This is a genomic window from Pseudoalteromonas sp. MMG022 (genome assembly GCF_021654245.1).
Taxonomy (GTDB): Bacteria; Pseudomonadota; Gammaproteobacteria; order Enterobacterales; family Alteromonadaceae; genus Pseudoalteromonas; species Pseudoalteromonas amylolytica.
In genome coordinates this window covers 23,238-48,906 of record NZ_JAKFZQ010000026.1, presented here as the reverse complement: position 1 = coordinate 48,906, position 25,669 = coordinate 23,238, and the positions used below count along the sequence as shown (strand labels likewise).

The 25,669-nt window shown below is 43.8% G+C and carries 21 protein-coding genes; 8 read left to right on the top strand and 13 right to left on the bottom strand.

What is annotated here, in order from left to right; genetic code table 11:
- Positions 1 to 2 precede the first annotated feature (2 nt).
- The 5 genes from L1070_RS18245 to L1070_RS18225 form a co-directional block, all read right to left on the bottom strand.
- Positions 3 to 677 (bottom strand): flagellar brake protein, encoded by a 675-nt coding sequence (locus tag L1070_RS18245; protein ID WP_237126633.1) that lies wholly within the window; start codon positions 675 to 677, stop codon positions 3 to 5.
- Positions 678 to 797: 120 nt separating this feature from the next.
- Entirely contained in the window at positions 798 to 2,249 is a 1,452-nt protein-coding gene (locus tag L1070_RS18240) for a TrkH family potassium uptake protein (RefSeq protein ID WP_237126632.1), read from the bottom strand.
- 49 nt (positions 2,250 to 2,298) lie between these two features.
- Entirely contained in the window at positions 2,299 to 2,913 is a 615-nt protein-coding gene (locus L1070_RS18235; RefSeq protein ID WP_237126631.1) for a YigZ family protein, read from the bottom strand.
- Positions 2,914 to 2,979: 66 nt separating this feature from the next.
- The gene (pepQ, locus tag L1070_RS18230; protein WP_070988117.1) at positions 2,980 to 4,302 is read right to left on the bottom strand and encodes a Xaa-Pro dipeptidase; all 1,323 of its coding nucleotides are present in this window, start codon (positions 4,300 to 4,302) and stop codon (positions 2,980 to 2,982) included.
- A gap of 125 nt (positions 4,303 to 4,427) precedes the next feature.
- Positions 4,428 to 6,314 carry a transglycosylase SLT domain-containing protein gene (locus tag L1070_RS18225; protein ID WP_237126644.1) on the bottom strand — a complete coding sequence of 629 codons (1,887 nt, stop codon included), beginning with the start codon at positions 6,312 to 6,314 and terminating at the stop codon, positions 4,428 to 4,430.
- Positions 6,315 to 6,586: 272 nt separating this feature from the next.
- Between L1070_RS18225 and fadB the strand changes: the two genes are divergently transcribed.
- From fadB to tusA, 3 genes are all read left to right on the top strand, one after another.
- Positions 6,587 to 8,749, top strand: a complete 2,163-nt coding sequence (fadB, locus tag L1070_RS18220; RefSeq protein ID WP_237126630.1) for a fatty acid oxidation complex subunit alpha FadB — start codon at positions 6,587 to 6,589, stop codon at positions 8,747 to 8,749.
- 10 nt (positions 8,750 to 8,759) lie between these two features.
- Positions 8,760 to 9,926 carry an acetyl-CoA C-acyltransferase FadA gene (gene fadA / locus L1070_RS18215; RefSeq protein WP_070988121.1) on the top strand — a complete coding sequence of 389 codons (1,167 nt, stop codon included), beginning with the start codon at positions 8,760 to 8,762 and terminating at the stop codon, positions 9,924 to 9,926.
- Positions 9,927 to 10,106: 180 nt separating this feature from the next.
- Positions 10,107 to 10,346, top strand: coding sequence for a sulfurtransferase TusA (gene tusA, locus L1070_RS18210; protein WP_237126629.1), 240 nt, complete (start codon positions 10,107 to 10,109; stop codon positions 10,344 to 10,346).
- A gap of 55 nt (positions 10,347 to 10,401) precedes the next feature.
- Here tusA and L1070_RS18205 read toward each other — a convergent pair whose 3' ends face one another.
- The 8 genes from L1070_RS18205 to dnaA all read right to left on the bottom strand — a co-directional run bounded on the left by L1070_RS18205 (position 10,402) and on the right by dnaA (position 21,598).
- Entirely contained in the window at positions 10,402 to 10,845 is a 444-nt protein-coding gene (locus tag L1070_RS18205; RefSeq protein ID WP_070988026.1) for a hypothetical protein, read from the bottom strand.
- A 144-nt stretch (positions 10,846 to 10,989) separates the two neighbouring features.
- A complete protein-coding gene (gene glyS / locus L1070_RS18200) occupies positions 10,990 to 13,059 on the bottom strand; it encodes a glycine--tRNA ligase subunit beta (RefSeq protein ID WP_237126628.1) in 2,070 nt (689 codons plus the stop codon).
- 2 nt (positions 13,060 to 13,061) lie between these two features.
- Positions 13,062 to 13,961 (bottom strand): glycine--tRNA ligase subunit alpha, encoded by a 900-nt coding sequence (gene glyQ / locus L1070_RS18195; protein ID WP_070988029.1) that lies wholly within the window; start codon positions 13,959 to 13,961, stop codon positions 13,062 to 13,064.
- Between the two features lie 319 nt (positions 13,962 to 14,280).
- A complete protein-coding gene (locus tag L1070_RS18190; RefSeq protein WP_237126627.1) occupies positions 14,281 to 15,294 on the bottom strand; it encodes a hypothetical protein in 1,014 nt (337 codons plus the stop codon).
- Positions 15,295 to 15,553: 259 nt separating this feature from the next.
- Positions 15,554 to 17,977: a DNA topoisomerase (ATP-hydrolyzing) subunit B gene (gene gyrB, locus L1070_RS18185; RefSeq protein ID WP_237126626.1), complete on the bottom strand. Its 2,424-nt coding sequence runs from the start codon at positions 17,975 to 17,977 to the stop codon at positions 15,554 to 15,556.
- A 12-nt stretch (positions 17,978 to 17,989) separates the two neighbouring features.
- Positions 17,990 to 19,078 carry a DNA replication/repair protein RecF gene (gene recF, locus L1070_RS18180; RefSeq protein WP_237126625.1) on the bottom strand — a complete coding sequence of 363 codons (1,089 nt, stop codon included), beginning with the start codon at positions 19,076 to 19,078 and terminating at the stop codon, positions 17,990 to 17,992.
- 1 nt (position 19,079) lies between these two features.
- Entirely contained in the window at positions 19,080 to 20,183 is a 1,104-nt protein-coding gene (dnaN, locus tag L1070_RS18175) for a DNA polymerase III subunit beta (protein ID WP_237126624.1), read from the bottom strand.
- A 14-nt stretch (positions 20,184 to 20,197) separates the two neighbouring features.
- Positions 20,198 to 21,598: a chromosomal replication initiator protein DnaA gene (gene dnaA, locus L1070_RS18170; RefSeq protein ID WP_070988039.1), complete on the bottom strand. Its 1,401-nt coding sequence runs from the start codon at positions 21,596 to 21,598 to the stop codon at positions 20,198 to 20,200.
- 558 nt (positions 21,599 to 22,156) lie between these two features.
- On the opposite strand from dnaA, the gene rpmH reads away from it, so the two are divergent.
- The 5 genes from rpmH to L1070_RS18145 all read left to right on the top strand — a co-directional run bounded on the left by rpmH (position 22,157) and on the right by L1070_RS18145 (position 25,647).
- The gene (rpmH, locus tag L1070_RS18165) at positions 22,157 to 22,291 is read left to right on the top strand and encodes a 50S ribosomal protein L34 (protein ID WP_008488847.1); all 135 of its coding nucleotides are present in this window, start codon (positions 22,157 to 22,159) and stop codon (positions 22,289 to 22,291) included.
- A 6-nt stretch (positions 22,292 to 22,297) separates the two neighbouring features.
- A complete protein-coding gene (gene rnpA, locus L1070_RS18160) occupies positions 22,298 to 22,759 on the top strand; it encodes a ribonuclease P protein component (RefSeq protein ID WP_237126623.1) in 462 nt (153 codons plus the stop codon).
- Positions 22,760 to 22,871: 112 nt separating this feature from the next.
- Entirely contained in the window at positions 22,872 to 23,111 is a 240-nt protein-coding gene (gene yidD, locus L1070_RS18155) for a membrane protein insertion efficiency factor YidD (RefSeq protein ID WP_237126643.1), read from the top strand.
- Positions 23,112 to 23,119: 8 nt separating this feature from the next.
- Positions 23,120 to 24,754 (top strand): membrane protein insertase YidC, encoded by a 1,635-nt coding sequence (gene yidC, locus L1070_RS18150; protein ID WP_237126622.1) that lies wholly within the window; start codon positions 23,120 to 23,122, stop codon positions 24,752 to 24,754.
- A 200-nt stretch (positions 24,755 to 24,954) separates the two neighbouring features.
- Positions 24,955 to 25,647: a cytochrome c biogenesis protein CcdA gene (locus L1070_RS18145; RefSeq protein ID WP_237126621.1), complete on the top strand. Its 693-nt coding sequence runs from the start codon at positions 24,955 to 24,957 to the stop codon at positions 25,645 to 25,647.
- The last annotated feature ends 22 nt before the right edge of the window (positions 25,648 to 25,669 follow it).

Here is a 25,669-nt window from a genome sequence, read left to right as displayed (position 1 = left end):
GGTTATCTCATATCCAGCGCTGTCAGGTCGATTAGATACTCCTGTAACAGCGCGGCTATTTTTTGCTCTTGTGACACCAATTTAATACCAACCATGGCCAGCTCATCATGATGAGTGGTACTACATACCTCTCCTTGCAAACGAATAGGCTCATTTCTCTTGCCAGAGATCACCACATGGCATGATTTATCGTGTAGTGGTAAATCAACCTTTGCCCCCCGCAAACTAAATTGTAAACCCGTTGGCGAGATGTCTTTGATCACCCCATCACAGGTTGAACGACTGGTCATCAAAGTCGCTGGTATCAGTGTGGGGATCCTCACATGATGGCGCAAACAATGACTTTGAATTTCCTGTGGAGGGTAGAGAAAAATCAATTTTGTAGGGGTGTAGGCGACGGCTTTTATATCCGTTTTAAACGCAATGATTTGTCCATCACTATGGTCAGCCACAGCTCGCACAATGACCGAAGCGCCTTCTTTTACATGCTCTGTTATCTTACCTAGTTGCTTTTGTCCGGGATAATTGAGGATTAAGTACTGCCCAGGTAGATACCCGATAAACTCTGTTTTAACACGTTTGGAATTAGCAGCCAGTAGAATTTCAAGATCCACCAGATTACCAACAGAGATCAGTTCTATTTTTTGCTCACCAGAAGAGGACTTGCTTTTATACATGACTTAGGCCTAACTGATATGTACAACATTACATCGCTTAAGCTTAGAACATATCGGGTCATGGCGACAGTGACATAGCGGCGAATGTTCCGCTATGTTCACGTAAATGATTGTGGGTAATTAGCCTCGCCAAAACGTCGGCGTAAATAACACGAGTAAAGTAAATATCTCCAGTCGACCAAATACCATTGCCAAGGTAAGCAACCATTTAGCGGTATCTGTGATATCACCATAATGCGCAGCGACATCACCAAGGCCTGGGCCCAAATTGTTCAAACACGCCGCCGTTGCCGAAAATGCGGTGATGTTATCCAATCCCGTGCCGAGCAGCGCAATCATGATGATCACAAATACTAACGCATAGGCCGAAAAGAAGCCCCAAACCGCTTCGACGACTTTATCAGGCAAGGCCTTACGTCCCAGTTTTATAGAGTAAATAGCCCGTGGGTGCACAAGTCGATTGAGCTCACGAACACCTTGTAGATACAACAAAAATACCCGCACAACCTTCATACCGCCACCGGTTGACCCTGCACATCCGCCAATGAAGCTGGAAAATATCAGTAGAATTGGTAAAAAAAGTGGCCACGCCGAAAAGTTATCCGTGGCAAATCCCGCGGTAGTACTGATGGAAACCGCCTGAAACATCGCCTGATCCAAGGTTTCATCACCATTGCTATAGACCTTATTTGATGACAATACCGCAAAGCAGATCACCACAAGGGCCAGCTGAATAAGCAAAAACACCTTAAACTCTGGGTCACGTAAATAGGCTCTCACGTTACGACTAGCCACCGCAGCATAATGCAATGAGAAGTTCACACCTGCAATCAATAAGAAAAATACACAAATAAAATTGATAGCAGGACTGTCAAAATGACCAATTGAAGCATCATAGGTCGAGAAGCCACCAATTGCGATGGTTGAAAAAGCGTGGCAGATGGCATCAAACCAACCCATGCCAGCAATCCAATAAGCAATCGTACAGGCAATAGTAAGCGAAACATAGATATACCATAAGTGCTTTGCGGTATCGGCTATTCGTGGCGTCATCTTAGAGTCTTTCACAGGCCCCGGCGTTTCCGCGCGATACAGCTGCATACCACCGACACCAAGCATCGGGAGTACCGCAACCGCCAATACGATGATACCCATGCCACCTAACCACTGTAGTTGCTGGCGATAAAACAGCACAGATTTAGGCAGGTATTCTATCCCAGTTAACACCGTGGCACCGGTGGTTGTTAGCCCTGAGAATGCTTCAAAAACCGCATCGGCCAATGATAAATTGGGAGACTGAAGGAAAATGAGTGGCACTGATGCAAACGATCCTAGTACCAACCAGAACAAGACTACGATCAAAAAGCCTTCACGCGCTTTTAAGTCACCATTTTCTTTACGGTTTGGATAGTAAGCAATTAGTCCAATGACAATGCTAAATACAAACGCCAAGACGAATGGTACACCACCACCGTCTTTATAAATCAATGATACCAGCGCTGGAGGCACCATGGTCAGGCTAAATAAAGCCACCAGCTGGCCGAGTATTTTTATTATGGTACGAAATTGCATGGTGCGTTTCGCTTTTTTAGTGATTTAAAATTATAGAATAAGGATTGTCTTACGCTTTGATTGTTAACTCAACTGCACCGTGCGTTAAATCTAAAATTTCTTGGCTCGCCCGTTGTGCTTGGCGGCGATCAATATCAATACGCCACTCAATGGCTGCGCCGTACTGCTTATCCATCGATAATATCGTAAAGTGCGTATTTAAGTATTGTTCTATCACCCCTTGCAGTGCATAGTCCGAGCTCCCAATCAAGGTGACTGCAGGGATTTTTAAACTGGTTTGTAATTGCGCCAATGCATTATTTAGCGTACCACCATAAGCACGTACTAAGCCGCCCGTACCCAGCTTTATACCACCAAAATAGCGTGTTGTTACCGCTGTTATCTCACCCAGTCCAGAGCCAATCAACACATTCAGCATCGGTTTGCCAGCCGTACCATTGGGTTCACCATCATCAGAGAAACCGTAAACATGACTGCCACCAGGTTGCCCTGCCACATGCGCCCAACAGTTATGTCGCGCATCTGGGTATTCGTCATTGATTTGCTTAATAAAAGCTTTAGCATCATCAATATTCGGAGTATGGGCCAAGTGCACAATAAATGTGCTTTTTTTTATTTCTTCATGATAACTCAAAGAGCCGCTTGGAATATGGTATTCAGACATGAAATTATTTAACGCCTTACAAACAAAAAAGGAGCCTAATGCTCCCTTTCATCATACACCGAGTGATTAGTCTAAGTCTAAGTCACGCGTCATATTTTCTAACCTGTCATCATGGACAATGATGTTATCTTCAATACGAATACCACCAAATGGTTTGAACTGCTCAACTTTCTCCCAGTTGATGTAACGTTTGTTGTCTGTTTGCGCTAAATCACCTAACAGAGATTCAATAAAGTAAAGACCAGGCTCGATAGTGAACACTTGCTTCGCTTCGATCTTACGTGTACACCGCAAGAATGGATGCCCCTCAGGTGGCGCCTGATGTGTACCCGCTTCATCCGCCATGAAGCCGCCCATATCATGCACTTGTAAACCAAGGTGATGACCCAATCCATGCGGGAAGAAGGTGGATGTAATCCCCTTCGCCACGATGTCTTGTGCGGGTAACTTCACAATATCAAAGTCAGCCAAAACTTGTGCCACTCGGTCATGACATGCAATGTGTAGCTCTCCATATAGCTTGCCTGGACTCAGCATTTTACCGAGCTGAATTTGATGATCATTCATCACACTCAGCAACTCAGCAAATTCGCCCTGCTTTGCAAAGTCGTAAGTACGCGTAATATCCGACGCATAGCCATGAAAGTTTGCACCCGCATCAATCAAAAATGAACGATGTTGTTTTGGTGCTTCGCGTTCAAAGTGTGTGTAGTGCAAGATGGCACAGTTTTCATTGAGGGCGACAATGTTGCCATATGGCGTGTCATTTTCCATATGCTGTGTGGCATTTAAATACGCCTGCTGAATAGCATACTCAGAACCCCCTGCATAAAACGTATCTCGTGCAGCTTTGTGGCCTAGTACCGCTAAACGGTTTGCTTCACGCAAACAGCTCAATTCATACTGTGTTTTGTAAGCACGGTGATAATGTAGATAGTTCATCACCGCTTCAGGGTTGACGATAGAAAAGCCAAGCGCCTGCGCAACTTCTAAATACTCACCTATATAAGCAAAGTTGGCCTTATCATAAGGCAAGAACTTTTCAACTTGATCAGGTTGAACCAATAACTCAATATCAAAGTAATCGGCCCAAAAATCATTCGGCTCATCAGGCACCTTGTGCCAAAAATCAACGGGACGGTAGAACACTAGCTTTGGCTTATCCAGACCATTCACAACTAACCAGCAGTGAGGGTTATCAATCACGGGTAACCAGGCTTTAAACTGCGGATTGACCTTAAATGGATAATACATGTCATCTAAGAATTGTCGCTTCGCCTGACCTGAGTGGATCACCAATCCCTCTAGTCCTTCTCGCTCAATAATGGTTTTTGTGCGCTGTTGCAAGGTTGCAATATGTTCGGCGTAATATTGTGCTAATTGTTCCATGGTTAACCGTTTCGTTTGTTGTGATAAATTGAGTCTAACACAAGCTCGAAAAAGCAATCCAGCGAAGTCGCCAGATTGCTCTGCATCCAAGCCTGTGGCCTGTTCACTATCCAATACAGTGTAAACTAGCCACCAATTTGCATCTCTAAAAGCGGCGCAACAACGTTGCCCTTTCTACCCAATCTTGTATGGTAAACCTGCCTGTAAGCAAATACGTTCTTCACATATTCTCGGGTCTCTCTGTATGGGATAAGCTCTATCCACAATTCGGCAGGCATCGCATCCTTGGGCAGCCATTTTTTAATCCGATGATAGCCCGCATTATAGGAGGCTGTTGCCAACATTTCATTGCCGTCATTTTTCTTCTTCAAATACTCTAAATAATCGGTACCCATTTTTATATTGGTCGCAGGGTGAACTAAATTTCTCTTCGACACCCGCTTTTTACTAACGTAACGTGCGGTGCTCGGTAACAGCTGCATCAGACCGTAAGCATTAGCGTGAGAGCGTGCATCTGGCGCAAATGAACTTTCTCTGCGTGCAATGGCGATGCTCCATGCCACATCAACATGATTATGTGCGCTGTAACGTTTAAACAGTTCTTCAAAAGCCATCGGAAAACGCAATTCAACGTAGTCCCAAGCCTTAATCTGCGCCAGTGTATAAATGGTGCTGTCATACCAATCCAGTTCTGATGCCAAAATTGAAGCTGCCAGTTTTTCAGCCTCACTGGAAGTATTAGTCAAATAGTTCCATTCACGGCGTGCTGAGGTATAGCGCTCAAGCTGATATAAAGCCTTCGCGCGTTTGAACCCAGGAGCCTGAGCCACTTTCGCCAATAAACTCTCAGGTACATTCAACGACTTGGTATTTAATGAAACATCCAACCCTAAACGTCCCGCAGCCAAAAAGCCGTAATAATCTCGCTCCTTAGCAATGCGTTGCCATAACTGCTTCGCTTTGTCCTGCTCGCCGCGTTGTGCATAGCTATATGCCAGCCAATAAGTTTGTCCATGACTGAGATTTTCCATGCCAGTAAACAACGCCGCAATACCAGACCAATCCTGTTCTTTGAGCATATTACTCATCATCCACTGGCGAAGTTTACTATCTTGTAGCTCTGGCGGTACTTTGTTGAGCCAAAACTTTGCTTCTGGGTGACCTTTTGAGGCCAAAGCCAAGGCAAAGCGATACGCCACGCTATTCTTTTGCTGCTCAGTGAACTTAAACATGCCTTGTAGTTTATCCCATGCACGCAATGCAAGCTTTTGGTCTCGCCAAATCAGTCGACGCACACCATATACTGCAATTTCAGCTTCTTTGCTGTTGCGATTTTTATACCGATATAAACCAGCGGCAGCGCTTGGGTCTCGCCTAACCGTCGTGTACAAATCAGCAAGATAAGCTTCATCCTTCGGCAATAGCGTCTTTAAATATCTCAGTAAAGATACTTGTCCACCTTGCGCAGCTTCGCTGATGCGTTGCCACACTAATTCTGAATTTAAATACCCAGCCTGTTGCCATGTATTAAAAATGCTATTACATGCCCTAGGTTGTGATTTGCCCACCACCCATAGCTCTTTGACTTGCTCCAATATTGCTTTTTTAGGCGCACCCAACTCAAGTTGATACTGTAAGTAAGCACATTTGAGTTCGGCATCAGCGGTGTCTTTGTAATATTCAATAAAGAGTGCCTTTTTACCTCTGCGCTTGAGGTATTGCAGCCAGCTTTCGCGCACTGGCCACTCCAATGGCGTACTGTCATACACAGTAAGAAAGTGCGCTATCTGCTGTTGACGATCAAGCCGTGGATGACGCTTATAAAACGCCATTTCTACGTAAGGTTTAAGCGGGTGCTCTAGCTCACTGATAGCTTGACTAAATGCACTGTAGTTGCCCGACCAAGCAATCCTCTCCGCTTCCTTAAATGCTTCATGATCGCTGCTTGCTAATGAAAACCAGCTTGAAACTGCAAGAGAAGTAGCAGCGATTCTTGAGATCCATGAGTTCATATCGACCTTCACAAATAATTGTCTTTGAAACGCGCCAGACAACAACAACGAACTTCTGTTATCCAACAATCCAACCTACTAAGCAAAATCGCTAAAGACGACTAGGCTGTAAGTTCATAAAAAGAGACTTAGCAACCATATCACCAAAGCTTACGCTTTTTAAGGCGTGGGTAAACGCTGAGTAAATTTTTCATTGCATTTTTCATTTAAAGCGGCCAAACTGGGTGAAATAGCAACTCATCGTACCAGTGTAATTACACGGGAGAACAAGCATGTTATATAAAAGCGAGTCCTTTGTTGTTGATTTTTGCAAAGGCAAGATCGCTGAGTTTAAGTTTTGTGCCTCAGGCTCTGTTAACAAACTTTCTCAGCAAACCCTGCAAGAATGCGCAAAAGCATTCCAAGAATTAAGCCAACGCGGCGATATCGACGCGATGGTATTTACCAGTGATAAAGACCACTTTATTATTGGTGCCGACATTTTTGAGTTTTTACCTACATTCCAACGCCCAGAAGAAGAACTTGTTGGCTGGATCAAAGATGCAACCGATGTATTTGATGCCATCGAAGACCTACCATTTCCAACAGCTTCAGCAATTCACGGTTTAGCACTGGGCGGTGGCTGTGAATGGCTACTGGCAACAGACTTCCGTTTAGCAAGTACCAGTGCCAAAATCGGTCTTCCAGAAGTAAAACTGGGTATTATGCCGGGCTTTGGTGGTACCGTACGCTTACCTCGCTTAATCGGCGCTGATAATGCGATGACTTGGATCACCACAGGTAAAGAAAATCGCCCGGATGATGCATTGAAAGTAGGTGCAGTAGATGGTGTTGTCGCACCAGAAAAGCTACTGGATGCAGCCATCAGCGTATTGGAACAAGCCGTGGCAGGTAAACTAGACTGGCGTGCCAAGCGTCAGGTGAAGCTTGAGCCACTGAAAATGAATCGTACTGAACAAGGTATGAGCTTTGCGATGGCAGAAGGCATGGTACTGGGTCAAACTAAAGGTCATTACCCTGCTCCATTGATGGCTGTAAAAACCATCAAGGCGGCCGCTAACTGTACGCGTGCAGAAGCGATGGCCATCGAGAACGCAAACTTTGCAAAACTAGCTAAAACTAATGAAGCAGCCGCACAAACAGGTATTTTCCTTGCGGATCAATACATCAAAGGTGTCGCTAAGAAACAAGCAAAAGCTTCATCGCTTGAAATCAAACAAGCTGCGGTTTTGGGTGCTGGCATCATGGGCGGTGGTATAGCTTACCAATCAGCCTACAAAGGCACGCCAATTATCATGAAAGATATTAATCAAGCAGCGCTTGATTTAGGCATGAATGAAGCAGCAACGATTTTAGGCAAGAAAGTACAACGCGGCCACATGAGTATGGAAAAAATGGTTTCCACACTAGGCAAAGTTAAGCCAACGCTTGAAGAGCGTGACTTAAACAGTGCAGACATTGTGGTTGAAGCGGTTGTTGAGAATCCAAAAGTAAAACAAGCGGTGCTATCGGCTCTTGAAGCGCAGCTACCTGAAGGTACGGTACTGACTTCAAACACCTCTACCATCCGTATTGATGAACTAGCTTCTGCACTTAAACACCCTGAAAACTTCTGTGGCATGCACTTTTTCAATCCAGTGCCAAAAATGCCATTGGTAGAGATCATCCGTGGCGAGAAAACTTCTGACGCGACCATCAATGCCGTGGTTGATTACGCATTAAAGCTAGGCAAATCTCCTATCGTTGTAAATGACTGCCCAGGCTTCTTTGTTAACCGCGTACTCTTCCCTTACTTCGCAGGCTTTAGCAAGCTTGTTGTAGAGGGCGCTGACTTCACTGTGATTGATAAAGTGATGGAAAACGTATTCGGCTGGCCGATGGGACCGGCTTACCTACTTGACGTTGTAGGTATTGATACGGCCAATCACTGTACCGGTGTAATGGCCGATGGTTTCCCTGAACGTATGGCTCGCCAAGAAAAAGACCCAGTAGCGGTACTTGCCAATGCTGAACGTTATGGCCAAAAGAACAAGCTTGGCTTCTATCAGTACGCACCAGATCGCAAAGGTCGTCTGAAAAAGTCCAAAGACGCAACTTCTGTTGAGTTGTTGAGCTCTATTTGTGAACCGCATAGCGAGTTTGACAAACAAACCATTATTGAACGTTGTATGGTGCCCATGTTGAACGAAGTACTACTTTGTTTACAAGAAGGTATCGTTGCCTCTGCACAAGAAGCAGACATGGCACTCATTTACGGGATTGGTTTCCCACCATTTAGAGGTGGCGCATTCCGCTACTTAGACCAGATTGGCCTAGCCAACTTTGTCGCGATGGCTGATAAATACGCTCACTTAGGCGCGATTTATCAAGTATCTGAGCAAACCCGCGCATGGGCAAGCGAAGGTAAAGTGTTCTATTCTGTGGAGGGCCAGTAACATGTCTGTAATGCAACAAGCAGTAATCGTTGATTGTCTTCGTACCCCTATGGGACGTTCTAAAAATGGTGTGTTTAAACACCGCCGTGCTGAAGATTTAAGTGCTCACTTAATGAAAGGGCTGTTAGATCGCAATCCAAGTGTAGACCCAGCGTCTATCGATGATATTTATTGGGGATGTGTACAACAAACGCTAGAGCAAGGCTTTAACGTAGCGCGTAACGCCGCGTTACTGGCTGGCATTCCTCACTCGGTCCCAGCGGTCACAGTAAACCGTTTATGTGGTTCTTCTATGCAAGCACTACATGATGCAGCGCGCGCAATTATGACCGGCGCTGGTGACACATATCTTATTGGCGGTGTTGAACATATGGGTCATGTGCCAATGACACATGGCGTAGACTTTCACCCTGGCCTGTCGACTTCAATTGCACAAGCTGCGGGCGTAATGGGCTTAACTGCAGAGTACTTAGCGACCTTACACGGTATCAGCCGTGAGCAACAAGATCAGTTTGCTTATCGCTCACACCAACGTGCCCATGCCGCGACGGTAGAAGGCCGTTTCGCCAAAGAAATCTTACCGATGGAAGGTCATGACGAAAACGGCGTGCCTGTTTTAGTTGAGCATGACGAAGTTATCCGCCCTGAAACAACGGTTGAAGGCCTAAGCCAACTGCGCCCAGTATTCAACCCAGCTTCAGGCACCGTAACTGCCGGTACATCTTCAGCGCTATCAGATGGTGCGTCTGCCATGCTGGTTATGAGCGAAAGCAAAGCCAAAGAACTCGGCCTACCAATTCGTGCCCGCATTAAGTCAATGGCCGTCGCGGGCTGCGATCCATCTATCATGGGTTATGGTCCAGTACCTGCGAGTAAGAAGGCCCTGCAACAAGCTGGTATCGGTATTGAAGATATTGATGTAGCAGAATTGAACGAAGCTTTTGCAGCTCAATCTCTGCCAGTTCTAAAAGATTTAGGTCTGTTGGAAGTTGCCGATGAAAAAGTGAACCTAAACGGTGGTGCGATTGCACTCGGTCATCCACTGGGCTGTTCTGGTGCGCGTATCAGTACTTCACTTATCCATATTATGGAAGACAAAGGCGCGAAGTACGGCCTTGCAACCATGTGTATTGGTTTAGGTCAGGGTATCGCAACCGTATTTGAACGCGTAGATTAATCATCCCCTGAGTTGGCGCTCGCCGCGCTCAACTCACCAAATTCAACTTGGTGACAAAGGTAAAGTGGTAATACGCTTTGCCTTTTTTCTTACCTTTTTATTGGCATAGGTTTATTTGTGTAGTCGCTGTGGGTAAAATAGTACGCTCATTTTACATTCAATAGTTAAGCGAGTTACATCATGCCCTTTTCAAACCCTGATCACACCCTCGACGCGATTGGCCTTCGCTGCCCAGAGCCTGTCATGATGATCCGTGGTATGGTAAGAAAAATGAATGACGGTGAGACGCTATTGATCATTGCTGATGACCCCTCAACAACCAGAGACATTCCCAGTTTTTGTGAGTTTATGGACCATACCTTGGTTGCAAAAGAGGTTGTACAAGCACCTTTTCAGTATTTAATTAAGAAGGGCCTGTAAAGTGTTGCTTGCCATTGGTAACTTTTCTAAATTGACTCAATGACAAGACTCCTTATTACGCTCTACTCACCATTACTTTTGGTGATCGACTATCGCTATAGTCAAAAGTGATGACATACCAACCTTTTTTGTTGGGCATAAAGCTAAAGTAATTATATACCGTGTTACAGTCAGCTAGTTGAGGCTGATTGAGCTGCAACGCCCCTTGCACTTTGTAGCCACAGTTAAACCCTTGGCTCCACTGTTCGTCTGCGATTTTAAATTCATACACTTTACCCGGCGTCATAAACTTGGCTTTAACTGTGTATATTCCCTCACTTTGCTGCTGCAAAATATAATGAGGCTCTGCATCCCAAAGCGTAAAATCACCACGTAAGTACATAGTACGATCGAACGTTTCACCTGTAGAAGGTAGTGTGGTGATACTATCAAGTATTTTGATTTGGCTCGAACAAGCTGATAAAAATAACGCCGCCACAGCCGTAATGAGCTTTTTCATGTAGTTACTCCAATTCTAGTGCACAAGATATTAATGTTTATAGAGTGAATACTCGCTTACTCTTAGCTAACTAATCTTACTTTATTACTGAGTTAAACGAAAAAGCCAGCACTAACGCTGGCTTTTTTGTAACTACTTTTTAGATTAGTTTTGCAATACCGAGATATCCGCCGTATTTAAGAATAAACGGCTTAATTGGCTCAATAGCGCCAGACGGTTTAGTTTCACCGCTTCATCGTCCGCCATTACCATAACGTTATCAAAAAAGTCATCTACCGCTTCACGTAAACTTGCTAAACGAGTCAGTGCTTGTTGGTAATCACCCTGTTCATAAATCGGGGTCAATTCAACACTTAGCTCAGCGACTTGTTCAGCCAGTACTTTTTCGCTCGCTTCGGTGAGTAACGCTGGGTTCACTTGCGCATCGCTCGTCACATTATTCTTAGCAAGAATGTTGTTTACACGCTTATTTGCCGCAGCCAGTGCATCCGCCTCAGCAAGTGTACGGAAGTGGCTCACTGCTTTAACACGACGGTCAAAATCAACCGGCGCAGTTGGACGTCTCACCAATACCGCTTGGATCACATCGACACTGATACCTTCATCCTGATACCAAGCACGGAAACGGCCTAGCATAAATTCAAGTACTTCTTCAGCCACATTACCGTTGCTCAGCTTGTCACCAAACAACTGCTGTGCCTTAGCAACGATATTATTGATATCGAGTGGTAGCTCTTTTTCTACCATGATGCGTAATGCGCCAATTGCTGCACGTCGTAACGCAAATGGGTCTTTATCCCCTTTTGGTGCTTGACCGATGCCGAAGATGCCTACCAAAGTGTCAAACTTATCAGCCAATGCCACTGCGTAGCTGATTGGATTTGAAGGCAAGCTGTCACCTGCAAAGCGTGGCATGTACTGTTCATTCTGTGCCAGCGCCACTTCTTCTGCCTCACCATCAATACGTGCGTAATGCATGCCCATTACACCCTGTACGTCGGTAAACTCCATAACCATTTCAGTCATGAGATCCGTCTTGCTTAACAAGCCAGCGCGTTCAGCTAGTGCTTTATCAGCACCAACCTGCTCAGCGATAAAGCCCGCCAGTGCAGAAATACGCTCCGACTTGTCTTTCAATGTACCCAGTTGCTTTTGGAACAATACCGAGTTCAGTGACGTCAAGCGGCTTTCTAGGGTTTTCTTTTTATCGGTTTCAAAGAAGAATTGCGCATCTGCCAGACGAGGACGCACCACTTTTTCATTGCCAGAAATAACCACGCTTGGGTCTTTACTTTCAATGTTCGACACAAACAAGAACTTGTTGATCAGCTTGCCATCGTTGTCTAACAGCGGGAAGTACTTTTGGTCATCCTTCATGGTGTAGATCAGCGCTTCAGCCGGCACATCCAAAAATACTTCTTCGAAAGAGGCTGTTAAAGTCACTGGCCATTCTACCAATGAAGTTACTTCTTCAAGCAAGTCTTCATCCATGGCTACTTTGGCATTTACCGCCTCAGCTGCCGCTTCAATTTGCGCGCGGATCATGTCCTTACGGGTTTGATAGTCAGCAACAACATAAGCGCCCTTGAGTATATCAAACACGTCATCTGCGTGGTTCACTGTGACACGCTCTGGATGATGAAAGCGGTGGCCTTGCAGCTCATTACTGATCTGCTTGCCAAGTACTTCACCTTGTACTTGCGTACCGCCCAATAGCGCGGCTACCGTATGAACAGGACGGATAAACTGCGTCTTGTTCACGCCCCAACGCATCGGTTTAGGAATTGGTAGTTTAGCTAAGGCTTTATTGATCACATCAGCAAGCAGCTCAATTGCTTCTTGCCCTTTTACGGTTGCACGGTGCAGTAGCCATGCGCCTTTGTCTGTTTCTAAGGTTTGAGCATCGCTCACATCAATGCCACAGCCTCGAGCCCAACCTTGAGCGGCTTTCGTTGGATTACCGTCTGCGTCAAACGCCGCTGCTACCGCAGGACCGCGCTTTTCAACAACCTTGTCTTGTTGCTGTGTCTCTAGTGCGCTGACAGTTAAGCCCAAACGACGCGGTGACGCATACCAATTAATCGCTTGGTAGCTAAGCTCAAGTGCCTGAAGCTCAGCTGCCATATTGTCACTAAATGCCTCAGCAAGCTTACGTAAGGCTTTCGGTGGTAACTCTTCAGTACCAATTTCTACTAATAGATTTTCAGTCAACATGCTTAATCCTTACAAAGCGGGAAACCAAGTGCTTCACGAGCGTCATAGTAAGCCTGTGCACAAGCTTTAGATAACGCACGTACACGCAGAATGTAACGCTGGCGTTCTGTCACTGAAATTGCATGACGCGCATCCAATAAGTTAAACGCATGAGATGCCTTCATTACTTGCTCATAGGCTGGTAATGGTAAGCCAGCTTCGATTAGCTTTTGACTTTCTTTTTCACACTGATCGAATTGTGCAAATAGCGCATCAACATCAGCGTGTTCAAAGTTGTATGTTGACTGCTCAACTTCATTTTGATGGAACACGTCACCATAGGTTACTTTACCCATAGGTCCGTCAGTCCAAACTAAGTCATAGATGCTGTCCACACCTTGTATATACATGGCCAGACGCTCTAGACCATAAGTGATTTCACCGGTTACTGGCGCACATTCGAGACCACCAACCTGTTGGAAGTAGGTGAACTGAGTCACCTCCATACCATTTAGCCAAACTTCCCAGCCAAGACCCCACGCACCCAATGTAGGTGACTCCCAGTTATCTTCAACGAAGCGTACTTCATGGGTCAACGTATCAATGCCCATGGCTGCTAATGAACCTAAGTAAAGTTCCTGGATGTTATCTGGAGATGGTTTAAGAACCACTTGAAACTGGTAGTAATGTTGCAAGCGGTTTGGGTTTTCACCGTAGCGACCATCTGTTGGACGGCGACAAGGTTGAACATACGCGCTCGACATTGGCTCTGGTCCAATCGACTTTAGAAAAGTCATAGGGTGGAATGTACCCGCACCAACTTCCATATCTAGAGGTTGCGCAATTACACAGCCTTGCTGTGCCCAATAGTCCTGTAAAGCCAGGATCAACCCTTGAAAGGTTTTTACGTCATATTTTTGCATAGTTGGCTTAGTTATAATTAGGATCTGTATAGCCCTTGAGACATGTGGTAATAATCTACTCACTGACAAGGATTAATGATTGAAAATTGTGCTCAGTATACCGCGAGCAGCGCCTCGTTTTAAACGTTAAAATGCAAAAAATACCGTTAAAAACTCCACTTTTAATGGAGTAACACCCGATTCGCTTTATCTTCTTTGTGAAAATGGGGTACGAGCTACAACCGGCTCTCGGTCAAAGTGTATTGAACTTCGCTACGAGGTGCGCTTATCACTAAGGCGGCATGCATCTTAGAACACAGAGAATTCTAAGACGTCCCTTCTACTTATGGGTCACTCCACAAGCTGCAGCCTCACTATCTAGTTTCATATAATGTAGGCTTGAACTTGCTGGACCTGTTTGGTTAATAAATGAAACAATGACCTCATTGTGATTGAACATTTGGGCACTTGGTTTAGCTACATTGTATTTTTTGCTATCGAGCAGCACCTCTTCAATTCCTAAGCTGCCAGTGTGATTTATGCACCTTCTTGATAGGATAAGCCGTTCTTCGCTTTCAGCTTGTTTGACAAAGTACACATCCACATTGCCATCACTTCTGCGTAGCATAAACGCATCGTGAATATTTTTGTGTTCTGCAATTCGCTTAGGCTTAGAGGTAGTCCCCCCTTTTTCTTGGATAGAAAAGTACACCTTCATGTTACGTAAATCCGGTCCAGCCTGATACGCCGAAATCAAACTACCATTTCCAAAAGCCGAAATATCCGGCATCGTGCCTATAGCAACACTTTGTTCATTAGCAAAGTTTAAACCATCATCACTGTGTGCAATAAATATATTACTTTTCCCTGCTCGATAAGTCGCGAATACTTTACTATCGGTTAGGCCTTTAAATCTCAATAGTGAACCAACACTTACACCTCTAGGCATGAGCACTTTCTCGACGACGTTACTCTCGAGGTTTACTCGCAATACCGAGCCATTTTTACCCCAGTATTTCTGTGATACGACGATGTATAAATACTTGTTTGACACAAGCGATGGACGAGCGATTAGGTTATATTTTTTGGCAAGATTAAGCTTTTTTAGTCGCGGTCTCGGCTCACTATCCAAAAGAGCAGCACTGTAAACCTCTGCATGTTTAAAGTCTGTATCAAATGTTTCGTAGAACACCTTCACAACTGAGTCTGTAACAACCATAGTCGAAGCTCCTGTATACTGAGCATTAATATCGACAGAAAACACTTCTGCTTCATTTGCATATGCAACTGCACAGCCAAATAAGCAGCTAATGTTTATAAAATTATTAAGACTTAACCCAAATATTGCACGCATACTGTTCCTTATGTTTTTACTTACACTTAAATAGGTATATTGAGTAAAATTTTTAGCTCGACATTCTTGCCAATCAGCACGTTCTTAATCGTTCTACGATACCTCTTTACTTACAATCACTGATTCTATAAGTCATCATTACGCCAATAAAAAAGGCTACCTGAGTATTCAGGTAGCCTTCCAATTTTTAAGGATTCTGATACAAATTTTCAAATGTATGAGAATTTTTTGCAAGGATTCTGAGATCCCACAATTTGTATTAAACGTCTAGGTTAACCACACGCAACGCGTTAGTTTCTATGAACTCACGACGTGGCTCAACTTGATCGCCCATTAGTGTAGCAAATAACTGGTCTGCAGCGATTGCATCCTCAATGGTTACACGCAACATACGACGAGCACCAGGATCCATTGTGGTTTCCCACAATTGGTCTGGGTTCATCTCACCCAACCCTTTATAACGTTGTGTATACAAGCCGCGTTTTGACTCTCCAATCAGCCACTCTAGGCCATCAACAAAGTTGTCGACAGGGAAGACTTTCTCGCCACGTTGGATATAACCGTCTTTTTCCAATAGCTTACTAATCTGCTTGCCTGTGTGGGCAATGCGAATGTAGTCTTTTGAAGTAATAAAGTTATAGTCAAGCGTATAGGCTTTATCCACTCCATGTTGGCGAATTTTGACCACAGGGTAATACATGTGGCGCTCATCATCAAAGCTAACATCTGAGCTAAAAATGGTTGCATCTTCATCCCAGTCTATTAGGTCTTTGATCAAACCATCGGTCCAGCTTTGTACTTTTGCTTGATCTACTAAATCGCTTTCCGTAAGTTCTGGTTGATAGATCAAACGATTAGTCACAGAGGATGGATATTTGCGATTCAAGCGCTCTATGATTTTCACCGTATTTTGATAGTCATTAACTATCTCTTCCAACGCTTCACCCTCAATTGCAGTAGCACCTTCGCTTGGGTAAAGTGCCGCGCCATTTAGCGCGAGCGACGTTAGATATACAGTCAATGCCGCATCATCTTTGATGTATTGTTCTTGCTTGCCCTTCTTCACTTTATACAGTGGCGGCTGAGCAATATAAACATAGCCACGCTCAATGATTTCTGGCATTTGACGATAGAAGAAAGTCAACAGCAAGGTACGAATGTGCGAGCCGTCGACGTCTGCATCGGTCATGATAATGATGCGGTGATAGCGCAGCTTTTCAGGGTCGTATTCATCACGACCGATACCACAACCTAATGCGGTAATAAGCGTTGCCACTTCCTGAGAAGAAAGCATTTTGTCAAAGCGCGCTTTCTCTACGTTTAAGATTTTACCTTTCAAAGGCAAAATGGCTTGGTTCTTACGGTTACGGCCCTGCTTTGCAGAACCACCCGCAGAGTCACCCTCCACTATATATAGTTCAGAAAGTGCTGGGTCACGCTCTTGGCAATCGGCAAGTTTACCCGGTAGACCGGCTAAGTCCATTGCACCTTTACGACGCGTCATTTCACGGGCCTTTCGAGCCGCTTCGCGCGCACGGGCTGCATCAATAATTTTTCCAACTACCGTTTTCGCATCAGTTGGATGCTCTAGTAGGAACTCGCTAAGCTTCTCAGCCATAGCCTGTTCTACTGCCGATTTCACTTCACTTGAAACTAGCTTATCTTTCGTTTGCGAAGAGAACTTAGGATCCGGCACTTTCACACTCACAACCGCTGTTAGACCTTCACGAGCGTCATCACCGGTTGCATTGCTAGTGGTTTTTGCTTTTTTATTATAGCCTTCTTTTTCCATGAAAGTGTTTAGGGTTCTCGTCAATGCAGCACGGAAACCGGCTAAGTGTGTACCACCATCACGCTGAGGAATATTGTTGGTAAAACAATAGATGTTTTCTTGGAAACCATCGTTCCATTGCATAGAGACTTCAACACTAATGCCATCTTCACGCTCTGAGGTAAAGTGGAACACGCTTGGGTGAACTGGTGTTTTCTTACGATTTAAATATTCAACAAACGCACGAATACCACCTTCATATTTGAAGTGGTCTTGCTTATTCTCTTCTCGCTCATCGCTAAGAATGATACTTACACCAGAGTTCAAAAATGATAGTTCGCGTAAACGCTTAGCTAGAATATCGTAGTGAAAATTTATGTCTGAGAAGGTTTCGCTACTTGGCCAGAAACGTAGTTCTGTACCAGTCGTATCAGACTCGCCAATTACTTCCAACGGTGCATCCGGCACACCCATGGAATATTTTTGTTGGTGCACTTTGCCTTCACGGCGAATTGTTAATTGTAGTTTTTCAGAAAGTGCGTTTACAACAGATACACCTACACCGTGCAGACCACCTGATACTTTATAGGAGTTATCGTCAAACTTACCACCCGCGTGTAGAACGGTCATAATAACTTCAGCGGCTGAAACGCCTTCCTCTTCATGAATTGAAGTAGGAATTCCTCGACCATTGTCACGAACAGATACTGACCCGTCCGTATGGATAGTGACAAAAATATCATCACAGTAGCCAGCCAGCGCTTCGTCGATTGAGTTATCTACAACCTCGAATACCATATGATGTAGACCTGTCCCATCATCAGTATCCCCTATATACATTCCTGGACGCTTTCTTACCGCATCCAATCCTTTCAGTACTTTAATACTGGACGAATCGTAATTTTCAGACATGGTTTCTTCCAATTATTTTGTTATTAAGCTGCCATGTTTCACGTGGAACATACTGCAACTTCTTTGCATGGGTTCCACAACAGCAGAAATACTTTCAGCGGTGATAGCCGTAATGAACAGTTGTGACTGACATAGGGCTAATAAAGCAGAAACACTCTGCATTGTCTCTTCACCTAACTCTGAAGGTAAGTCATCTATAAGCAGTATTGACTGCTTATCTGTCTCTGACTCAATCAAACTATTCTGCGCTACTTTGAGTGCATATAAAAGTAATTTTAGTTGGCCACGAGACAAAATATTTTCTACGCCATGCCCTTCACTATAAAAGCTAAGGTCAGCCTTGTGAGGCCCTTTACTTGTATAGCCAAGCTTTACATCGCGTTCAAATTGTTGCTCTAATTGTGACGCTAGACAATCTTTCCACCCAGCATCATATCGTAATTCTAACCCAGAAAATATGGGTATTTGACAGACTATTTTATCAAAAAATAGCGCCTCAAACCTACTTATATAAGCCTTTCTGTGTATATTTATTTCTTCAGCAAGGCGAACATATTCTTTGTCCCAATATTTGATCTGCTCAGCGTAGTTTGATGGTCTAGATTTCAGTAGCGCGTTGCGTTGCTTAAGAATTTTATTAAAATTACGCCAAGCGTTAAAGAAGGCATGTTCCACGTGGAACACGCCCAAATCAAGAAACTTCCGACGCTCTTTTGGCCCACCAAAAAATAGCTCATAGCTCTCCGGCGTAATAACTTGCACAGGAATAAGTTGAGCCAATTCTGACATTTTCCGACTTGACTGACCCTGAATCTTAAGCTTGGTTTCTCCCGCATTATCCTTACTTATACCAACAGGTATAGACAAGTTATGTATTTGTTTTTTAGCATGAACAATACAACGAGGCTGCTCATGGCGGATCAATATTTTGTGCTTGTTGGTGCGGAAAGATTTACCATGGGAGAGAAAATAAATGGCCTCAAGTAAAGAGGTTTTACCGCTGCCATTTGCCCCGTAGATAATATTTATGTCGGGGCTAGGTTCAAATGATAGCGCCTCAATGTTTCGAAAATCACCGAGGCTAAGATGCGTCAAGCTCATATTATAAACGCATTGGCATCACAACATAAGTTGCCTCTTCATCACCAACCCCCTCAATTAAGGCACTGCTGTTCGAATCAAGCAAAGTAAATTGCACATCTTCAGTTCTCAATGTATTCAATACATCTAAAACATATGAGACGTTAAAGCCGATCTCCAAATCATCTCCCTGATAGCCTACTTCCACAACTTCTTCGGCTTGCTCTTGCTCTGGGTTATTAGCACTGATCTTCAGCACACCATTTGATAAATTGAGACGTACACCACGAAACTTTTCATTTGATAAAATGGATACACGTTGAAATGCACTGCGTAACCACTCACGATTTGCATGAACCAATTTATCACCACCGCGTGGCAATACACGACGATAGTCTGGGAAGCGGCCATCCACCAATTTACTGGTAAATGTGAATTCAGCATCAATCAAACGAACATGATTGGCACCAAATTGAATTGTCACATTTTCATCATCTGCTGCTAGCAGACGCATGATTTCTTGCACACCTTTACGTGGAATGATCAACTGACGTTGTGTATTCACGGAGCTCGATAAGGTTTTTTGCGCAATAGCCAAGCGGTGACCATCTGTGGCAACCGTTTTAATTTCATTGCCATCCACTTCAAACGACATACCATTTAGATAATAACGTACATCTTGGTTAGCCATTGAAAAGTGGGTACTTTCTAACAGTTTACGTAACTCTAAGCGAGTACACTGAAACTCTATTTCACCATCCCACTGCTCAAGATTAGGGAAATCTTCCGCAGCAAGTGTCGTTAATGAAAATCGACTTTTACCGCTGGTCAACAATAACTGATGCTCTTGGCTTTCCAGTTTTAATTCACTACCATCGGGCAAGCTTTTACAAATATCGAGTAGCTTCTTAGCGGGTAACGTCACTTTAGCGTCACCACAAGGTTGTTCTAATTGCACAGTCGCGACCAACTCTATTTCAAGGTCGGTCCCCGTCATTGCCAAAGTGCCATCTTTAATCTCTAGCAAGACATTAGATAATATCGGTAACGTATGCTTTCTTTCGATAGCACCCGAAACCTGCATGAGTGGCTTTAAAAATTGCTCTCTTGAAATGGTAATTTGCATAACTTAAACAGCCCTTAAGATGACAATGTTCTGATCAGGTTTTGATAATCTTCTTTTACTTCATGAGATTCGTCACGAAGTGCCTTCACTTTACGACATGCATGTAAGACCGTGGTATGGTCTCTGCCACCAAATGCATCGCCGATTTCCGGCAAGCTATGGTTGGTTAATTCTTTAGATAAAGCCATTGCGACTTGACGTGGCCTCGCCACCGATCGACTACGACGTTTAGACAATAAATCCGAAACACGAATACGATAGTACTCTGCAACCGTACGTTGAATGTTATCTATCGTTACTAACTTGTCTTGTAATGCAAGCAAGTCGCGCAGGGCTTCTTTTACAAAATCAATTGAGATTGGGCGGCCCGTAAAGTTCGCATTGGCGATCACACGGTTTAATGCCCCTTCTAACTCACGCACGTTTGAACGCAGTTTTTTGGCAATAAAAAATGCTACCTCGTGAGGGAGTGAAATATTACTTTGCTGAGCCTTTTTCATAAGAATAGCCACTCGCGTTTCTAACTCAGGCGGCTCAATCGCAATAGTTAAGCCCCAACCAAAGCGCGATTTCAGTCTGTCTTCAACGCCTTCAATTTCTTTTGGGTAACGATCCGAAGTTAAGATAATCTGTTGATTGCCTTCTAATAACGCATTGAAAGTATGAAAAAACTCTTCTTGTGAGCGCTCTTTATTAGCAAAGAATTGAATATCATCAATCATGAGTGCATCAACACTACGGTAATAACGTTTGAACTCTTCTATTGCATTATTTTGTAGCGCCTTAACCATATCTTGTACAAAACGTTCAGAATGCATATAAACGATTTTTGCATCCGGTTTTTTGTCTAAGATACCGTTGCCTACCGCATGTAAGAGGTGTGTTTTACCAAGGCCCGTACCACCATAAATGAAGACAGGATTAAAAGCAGAACCGGGGTTATCAGCAACCTGTGTCGCAGCAGCTTTTGCGAGTTGGTTTGATTTACCCTCAACAAAATTATCGAAAGTGTAGTTTTCTTTAATGTTTGGCTTATATGCCGACTTTGGTGCAGGCTCTACTTTTTGGGTGTTAGATGAAGCGATTGGTGCGGAAGGAGCCAGTTCCGATCCGCTAGATGCAGCGTTGGCAGAAGGTTGTTTATCTTCTACAGATACTCCACCCATGATCGGCTTACTACCAACATCAAAGCGCAACTCAGGCGCTTCATTTCCACAAATTTCGATCAACAACTCATTGATGCGATTTAGGTATTTTTCTCGAACCCAATCCAATACAAAGCGATTTGGTGCATAAATCGTTAAGGTATCTTCGGTACTTTCTGCTTGTAGTGGTCTTACCCACATACTAAATTGCTGAGATGGCAATTCATCTTGCAATACATATAAACAACTTTGCCAAACCGACAGATACACGCTGAACTCCAAATGCAGTTAATATTCCCGGACACCAAAAAGGTGTAAAAATATACAGGAATTATTGTTTATTATCATTAAATTATTCGTGGAAGCCGAGTATTATGAAGTGATCTTATCCACAACATCAATATTGACTTTTTCAAAAAAGAGGATCTCGCTCACGATATTTCATAACATATTGTTTTATGTATTATTTTATTTTAGATCCAAGAAGTAGATCATAGCAAAAAACCAGCAAGATCTCATTATTATTTTATGATCTATTTTAGTTTTCCAGAGCTTGTTGCCTAATTTCACACACACCCTGTGGAAAACTTCAATTAGATCAGATCGATCATGATCTATTAGGTCGTTGGAAAGATCTTGCTATATAATAGCCGCAACCCTAACTGACAGGCTTAATTTTGTCTGATGTGTAAAAATCCACCAGCAAAGTAAGATTATGATTGACTTTAGGGCCTGTCGGCATTACTATCTCGCGCTCGCAATGGCACCTGTGCCAGGATCGCGACCTGCATAGGATGTTTTAAACTTAACCGATCGGATGGAATTGTTATGAAAAGAACTTTTCAACCTAGCGTATTAAAGCGCAAACGTACTCACGGTTTCCGTGCTCGCATGGCAACTGCAAATGGCCGTAAAGTACTAGCACGTCGTCGTGCTAAAGGCCGTAAAGTACTTTCTGCTTAATACTTAGTGGAAAGCTTTAGCTTTGGCAGGGAGTTACGTCTGTTAACTCCCTCGCATTACTCCAGAATATTTCAAGAGCCTGCTCGCGCAGCAACCCCCTTCTTTACTTTACTCGCAAAGCCCAATGAAGTTGGACGCCCTCGTCTAGGACTTACTGTCGCCAAAAAACGCTGTAAGCTTGCGTGTCAACGCAACAGAATTAAACGACTTGCTCGCGAAAGTTTTCGTTTAAACCAACACAAGCTTGATAACATCGATATCGTTTTGATGGTAAAAGATGGCATCGCCGAACAAAGTAATGAAGAGCTCACAAAGCAATTGAATAAACTGTGGCGAAAAATAAACGAACGCTGCAAGCCTGGCGCACCAAAACCTAAACCGTTTAAAAAGCGGCCAGCTAAAAATGCCAAACCTAATAAATCGCCTGCTAATAAACAGCAAAAGCGCGATAATACTTCCAGTTCATAGCTTTGGTCCTGTAATTAGGGTATCTTTAGCTCACCTTTTGAACATAGTTAATGTGGCAATGACATATAAAGCGCTTAAGTCTTGGTACCGACCTATTATCGCCATACCAAAAATGGCGTTAATTACTGTAATTAAAGGTTATCAGCGCTTTATCAGTCCATTATTGGGCCCACACTGTCGCTTTAACCCAACCTGCTCACGTTATGCAATTGAGGCAATTAATTGTCATGGAATGCTAAAAGGGAGTTGGTTAGCGGTTAAACGCATATTAAAATGTCACCCTTTAAGCGCAGGTGGGGATGATCCCGTGCCTGATAAATCAACCGAAGTTAAACACCAACACGAGAAATAAGAGCTGTTATGGAATCACAACGCACGTTTTTATTTATCGGTTTATTGCTTGTGTCGTATTTATTGTTTCAAGAATGGAACACTGCATACAACCAACCAAAAATCGATACCAGTGCCACCACACAAGTGACCACCCCTACATCAACCCCTGTATCGGATGACGTTCCGGCTTCAAGCCAAGACGACGTACCTGTTGCGCAAACTAAAGCCATTCGTTCAACTGTTTCAGTGAAAACCGATGTACTTGACGTAAAAATCGATACCAAGGGCGGTGACATTGTTGAGGCGAAACTTCTCCAACATGCTGAAACTCATGGCAGTGAAGAGCCTTACCTGCTATTGGGCGAATTTGAAAACAAACAATATATCGCACAAAGTGGATTAATTGGCCTAAATGGTCCAGATGCGTCTCGTGACGGTCGTCCAGTGTATGAAAGCACTCAATCAGCTTATACCCTTGAAGGTGATGAATTACGCGTGCCACTGACCTTTGTCGATAGCAAAGGGATTGTTTACACAAAAACCTATGTGTTTAAAGCTGGCAAATATGATGTAGCACTAGAGTATGACGTTAACAATACCAGCGCTGATCCGATTCAAGTACAGCTTTATACTCAGGTCAAGCGCACAGTACAGAACAAAGGTAGTATGGTCGACCAAACCTATTTAGGGGCAGCATACGGTACTAATGAAGAGCCTTACGAGAAGTACAGCTTTGATGATATGAGCGAAGCCAACCTTAACAAGAATACTCAAGGTGGCTACATTGCCTTTATTCAGCATTACTTCGTAAGTGCTTGGGTGCCAAATCAAACCGTTAACAGTACTATTTATACGTTGTTACGTACTGGTCAGGGCATCATTGGGGTAAAAAATGAGCCTGTTAATGTTGCTGCGAACAGCTCATCAACGATGAATGCAACCTACTACATGGGTCCAAAAGATAGTGACGCTCTAGAAGCTATCCAAGAAGACCTTGATTTAACCGTTGACTACGGTTGGTTGTTCTTTATCTCACAACCACTATTTGTATTGCTTAAACTTATTTACGGTGTTGTGGGCAACTGGGGTATTGCTATTATCGCGATTACTATTTTAGTAAAAACAGCGCTCTACCCGCTCACTAAAGCACAATACACGTCTATGGCTAAAATGCGTATGCTACAGCCAAAAATGCAGGCCCTAAAAGAGCGTTATGGCGATGACCGTCAGAAATTTGGTCAAGCAACCATGGAGCTATATCGCAAAGAAAAAGTTAACCCTATGGGCGGTTGTTTACCTTTACTACTGCAAATGCCTATTTTCTTAGCGCTATTCTACGTATTCTTAGAGTCAACTGAACTACGTCATGCTGAGTTTATGTTGTGGCTAACCGACCTTTCAGCAAAAGACCCATACTATGTACTGCCAATTTTGTTTGGTGCAAGTATGTTCCTGACGCAAAAGCTACAACCTATGACTGTCACCGATCCAATGCAGCAAAAGATGATGACCTATATGCCGCTGGTATTTACGTTCTTCTTTATTATCTTCCCATTCCCTTCAGGGTTGGTACTGTACTGGTTAGTGTCTAACTTGATCACTATCGCACAGATGCTTTACATCTACCGCGGTATGGAGAAAAAGGGTCTGAAAGTGAGATAACACATTCAGCCTTTCATAAAAACGCCCGCTTTTTGCGGGCGTTTTTGTTTGTCTGCAAATCCTACCAACACAATAAAAAATCAATATAATCAACTATTTGATATTATTTTATGGCGATTTTATGTCGCTTTGATGGTGTCTTTCTCAGTTTTTCTCAATACTCGCCTCATCCTAAACCACAGCAATGAATAAAAACACCGATGGGCGAATTTAACACTTACTTATTAACACTACTTACGTCACCCTCTCTTCACTGGTGGCTCATACTGGCAGCCTTTGGCGCAGGGGTACTTGCCAGCTTATCACCTTGCATTTATCCGCTGTTACCGATCACAGTCGCCATGTTAGCACCCAAAGCAGGCAATCAAGTTCGGGCAGTACAAAACGCAGCTCTATACTGCCTTGGGTTTGCATTGCTTTATGCCCTACTTGGCTTACTGGCCGCACAAACGGGGCAGCTATTTGGACAAGTCGCGAGTAACCCTTGGTTACTCATCGGCTTTGCTAATTTACTGTTGTATATGGCAGCAATAATGAAGGGTTGGCTTACACTCCCCTCCCTTTTCATCTTCAATAGCGCTCGCTCTCGCAATCCCTTACTGATGGGTGCGACCAGTGGACTGGTTGCGGCACCATGTACCTCCCCAGTATTAATGGGGCTGTTGGTATTGGTAGCAAATCAACAACACGTTTGGTTGGGTGGAATGTTGCTGTTTTTCTTTGCCTTGGGCATGAGTAGCTTGCTGTTTTTAGCGGGCACCTTTAGCCAATTACTTGCTCGACTGCCCAAGTCCGGTCCGTGGCTTAGCATCGCACCCAACATATTTGCATTACTGCTATTTGTCATGGCGCAGTTTTATCTCATCAAAGCAGGTCAGAACCTCTTTTTTTAATCACTTTATAAGGAATCCGATA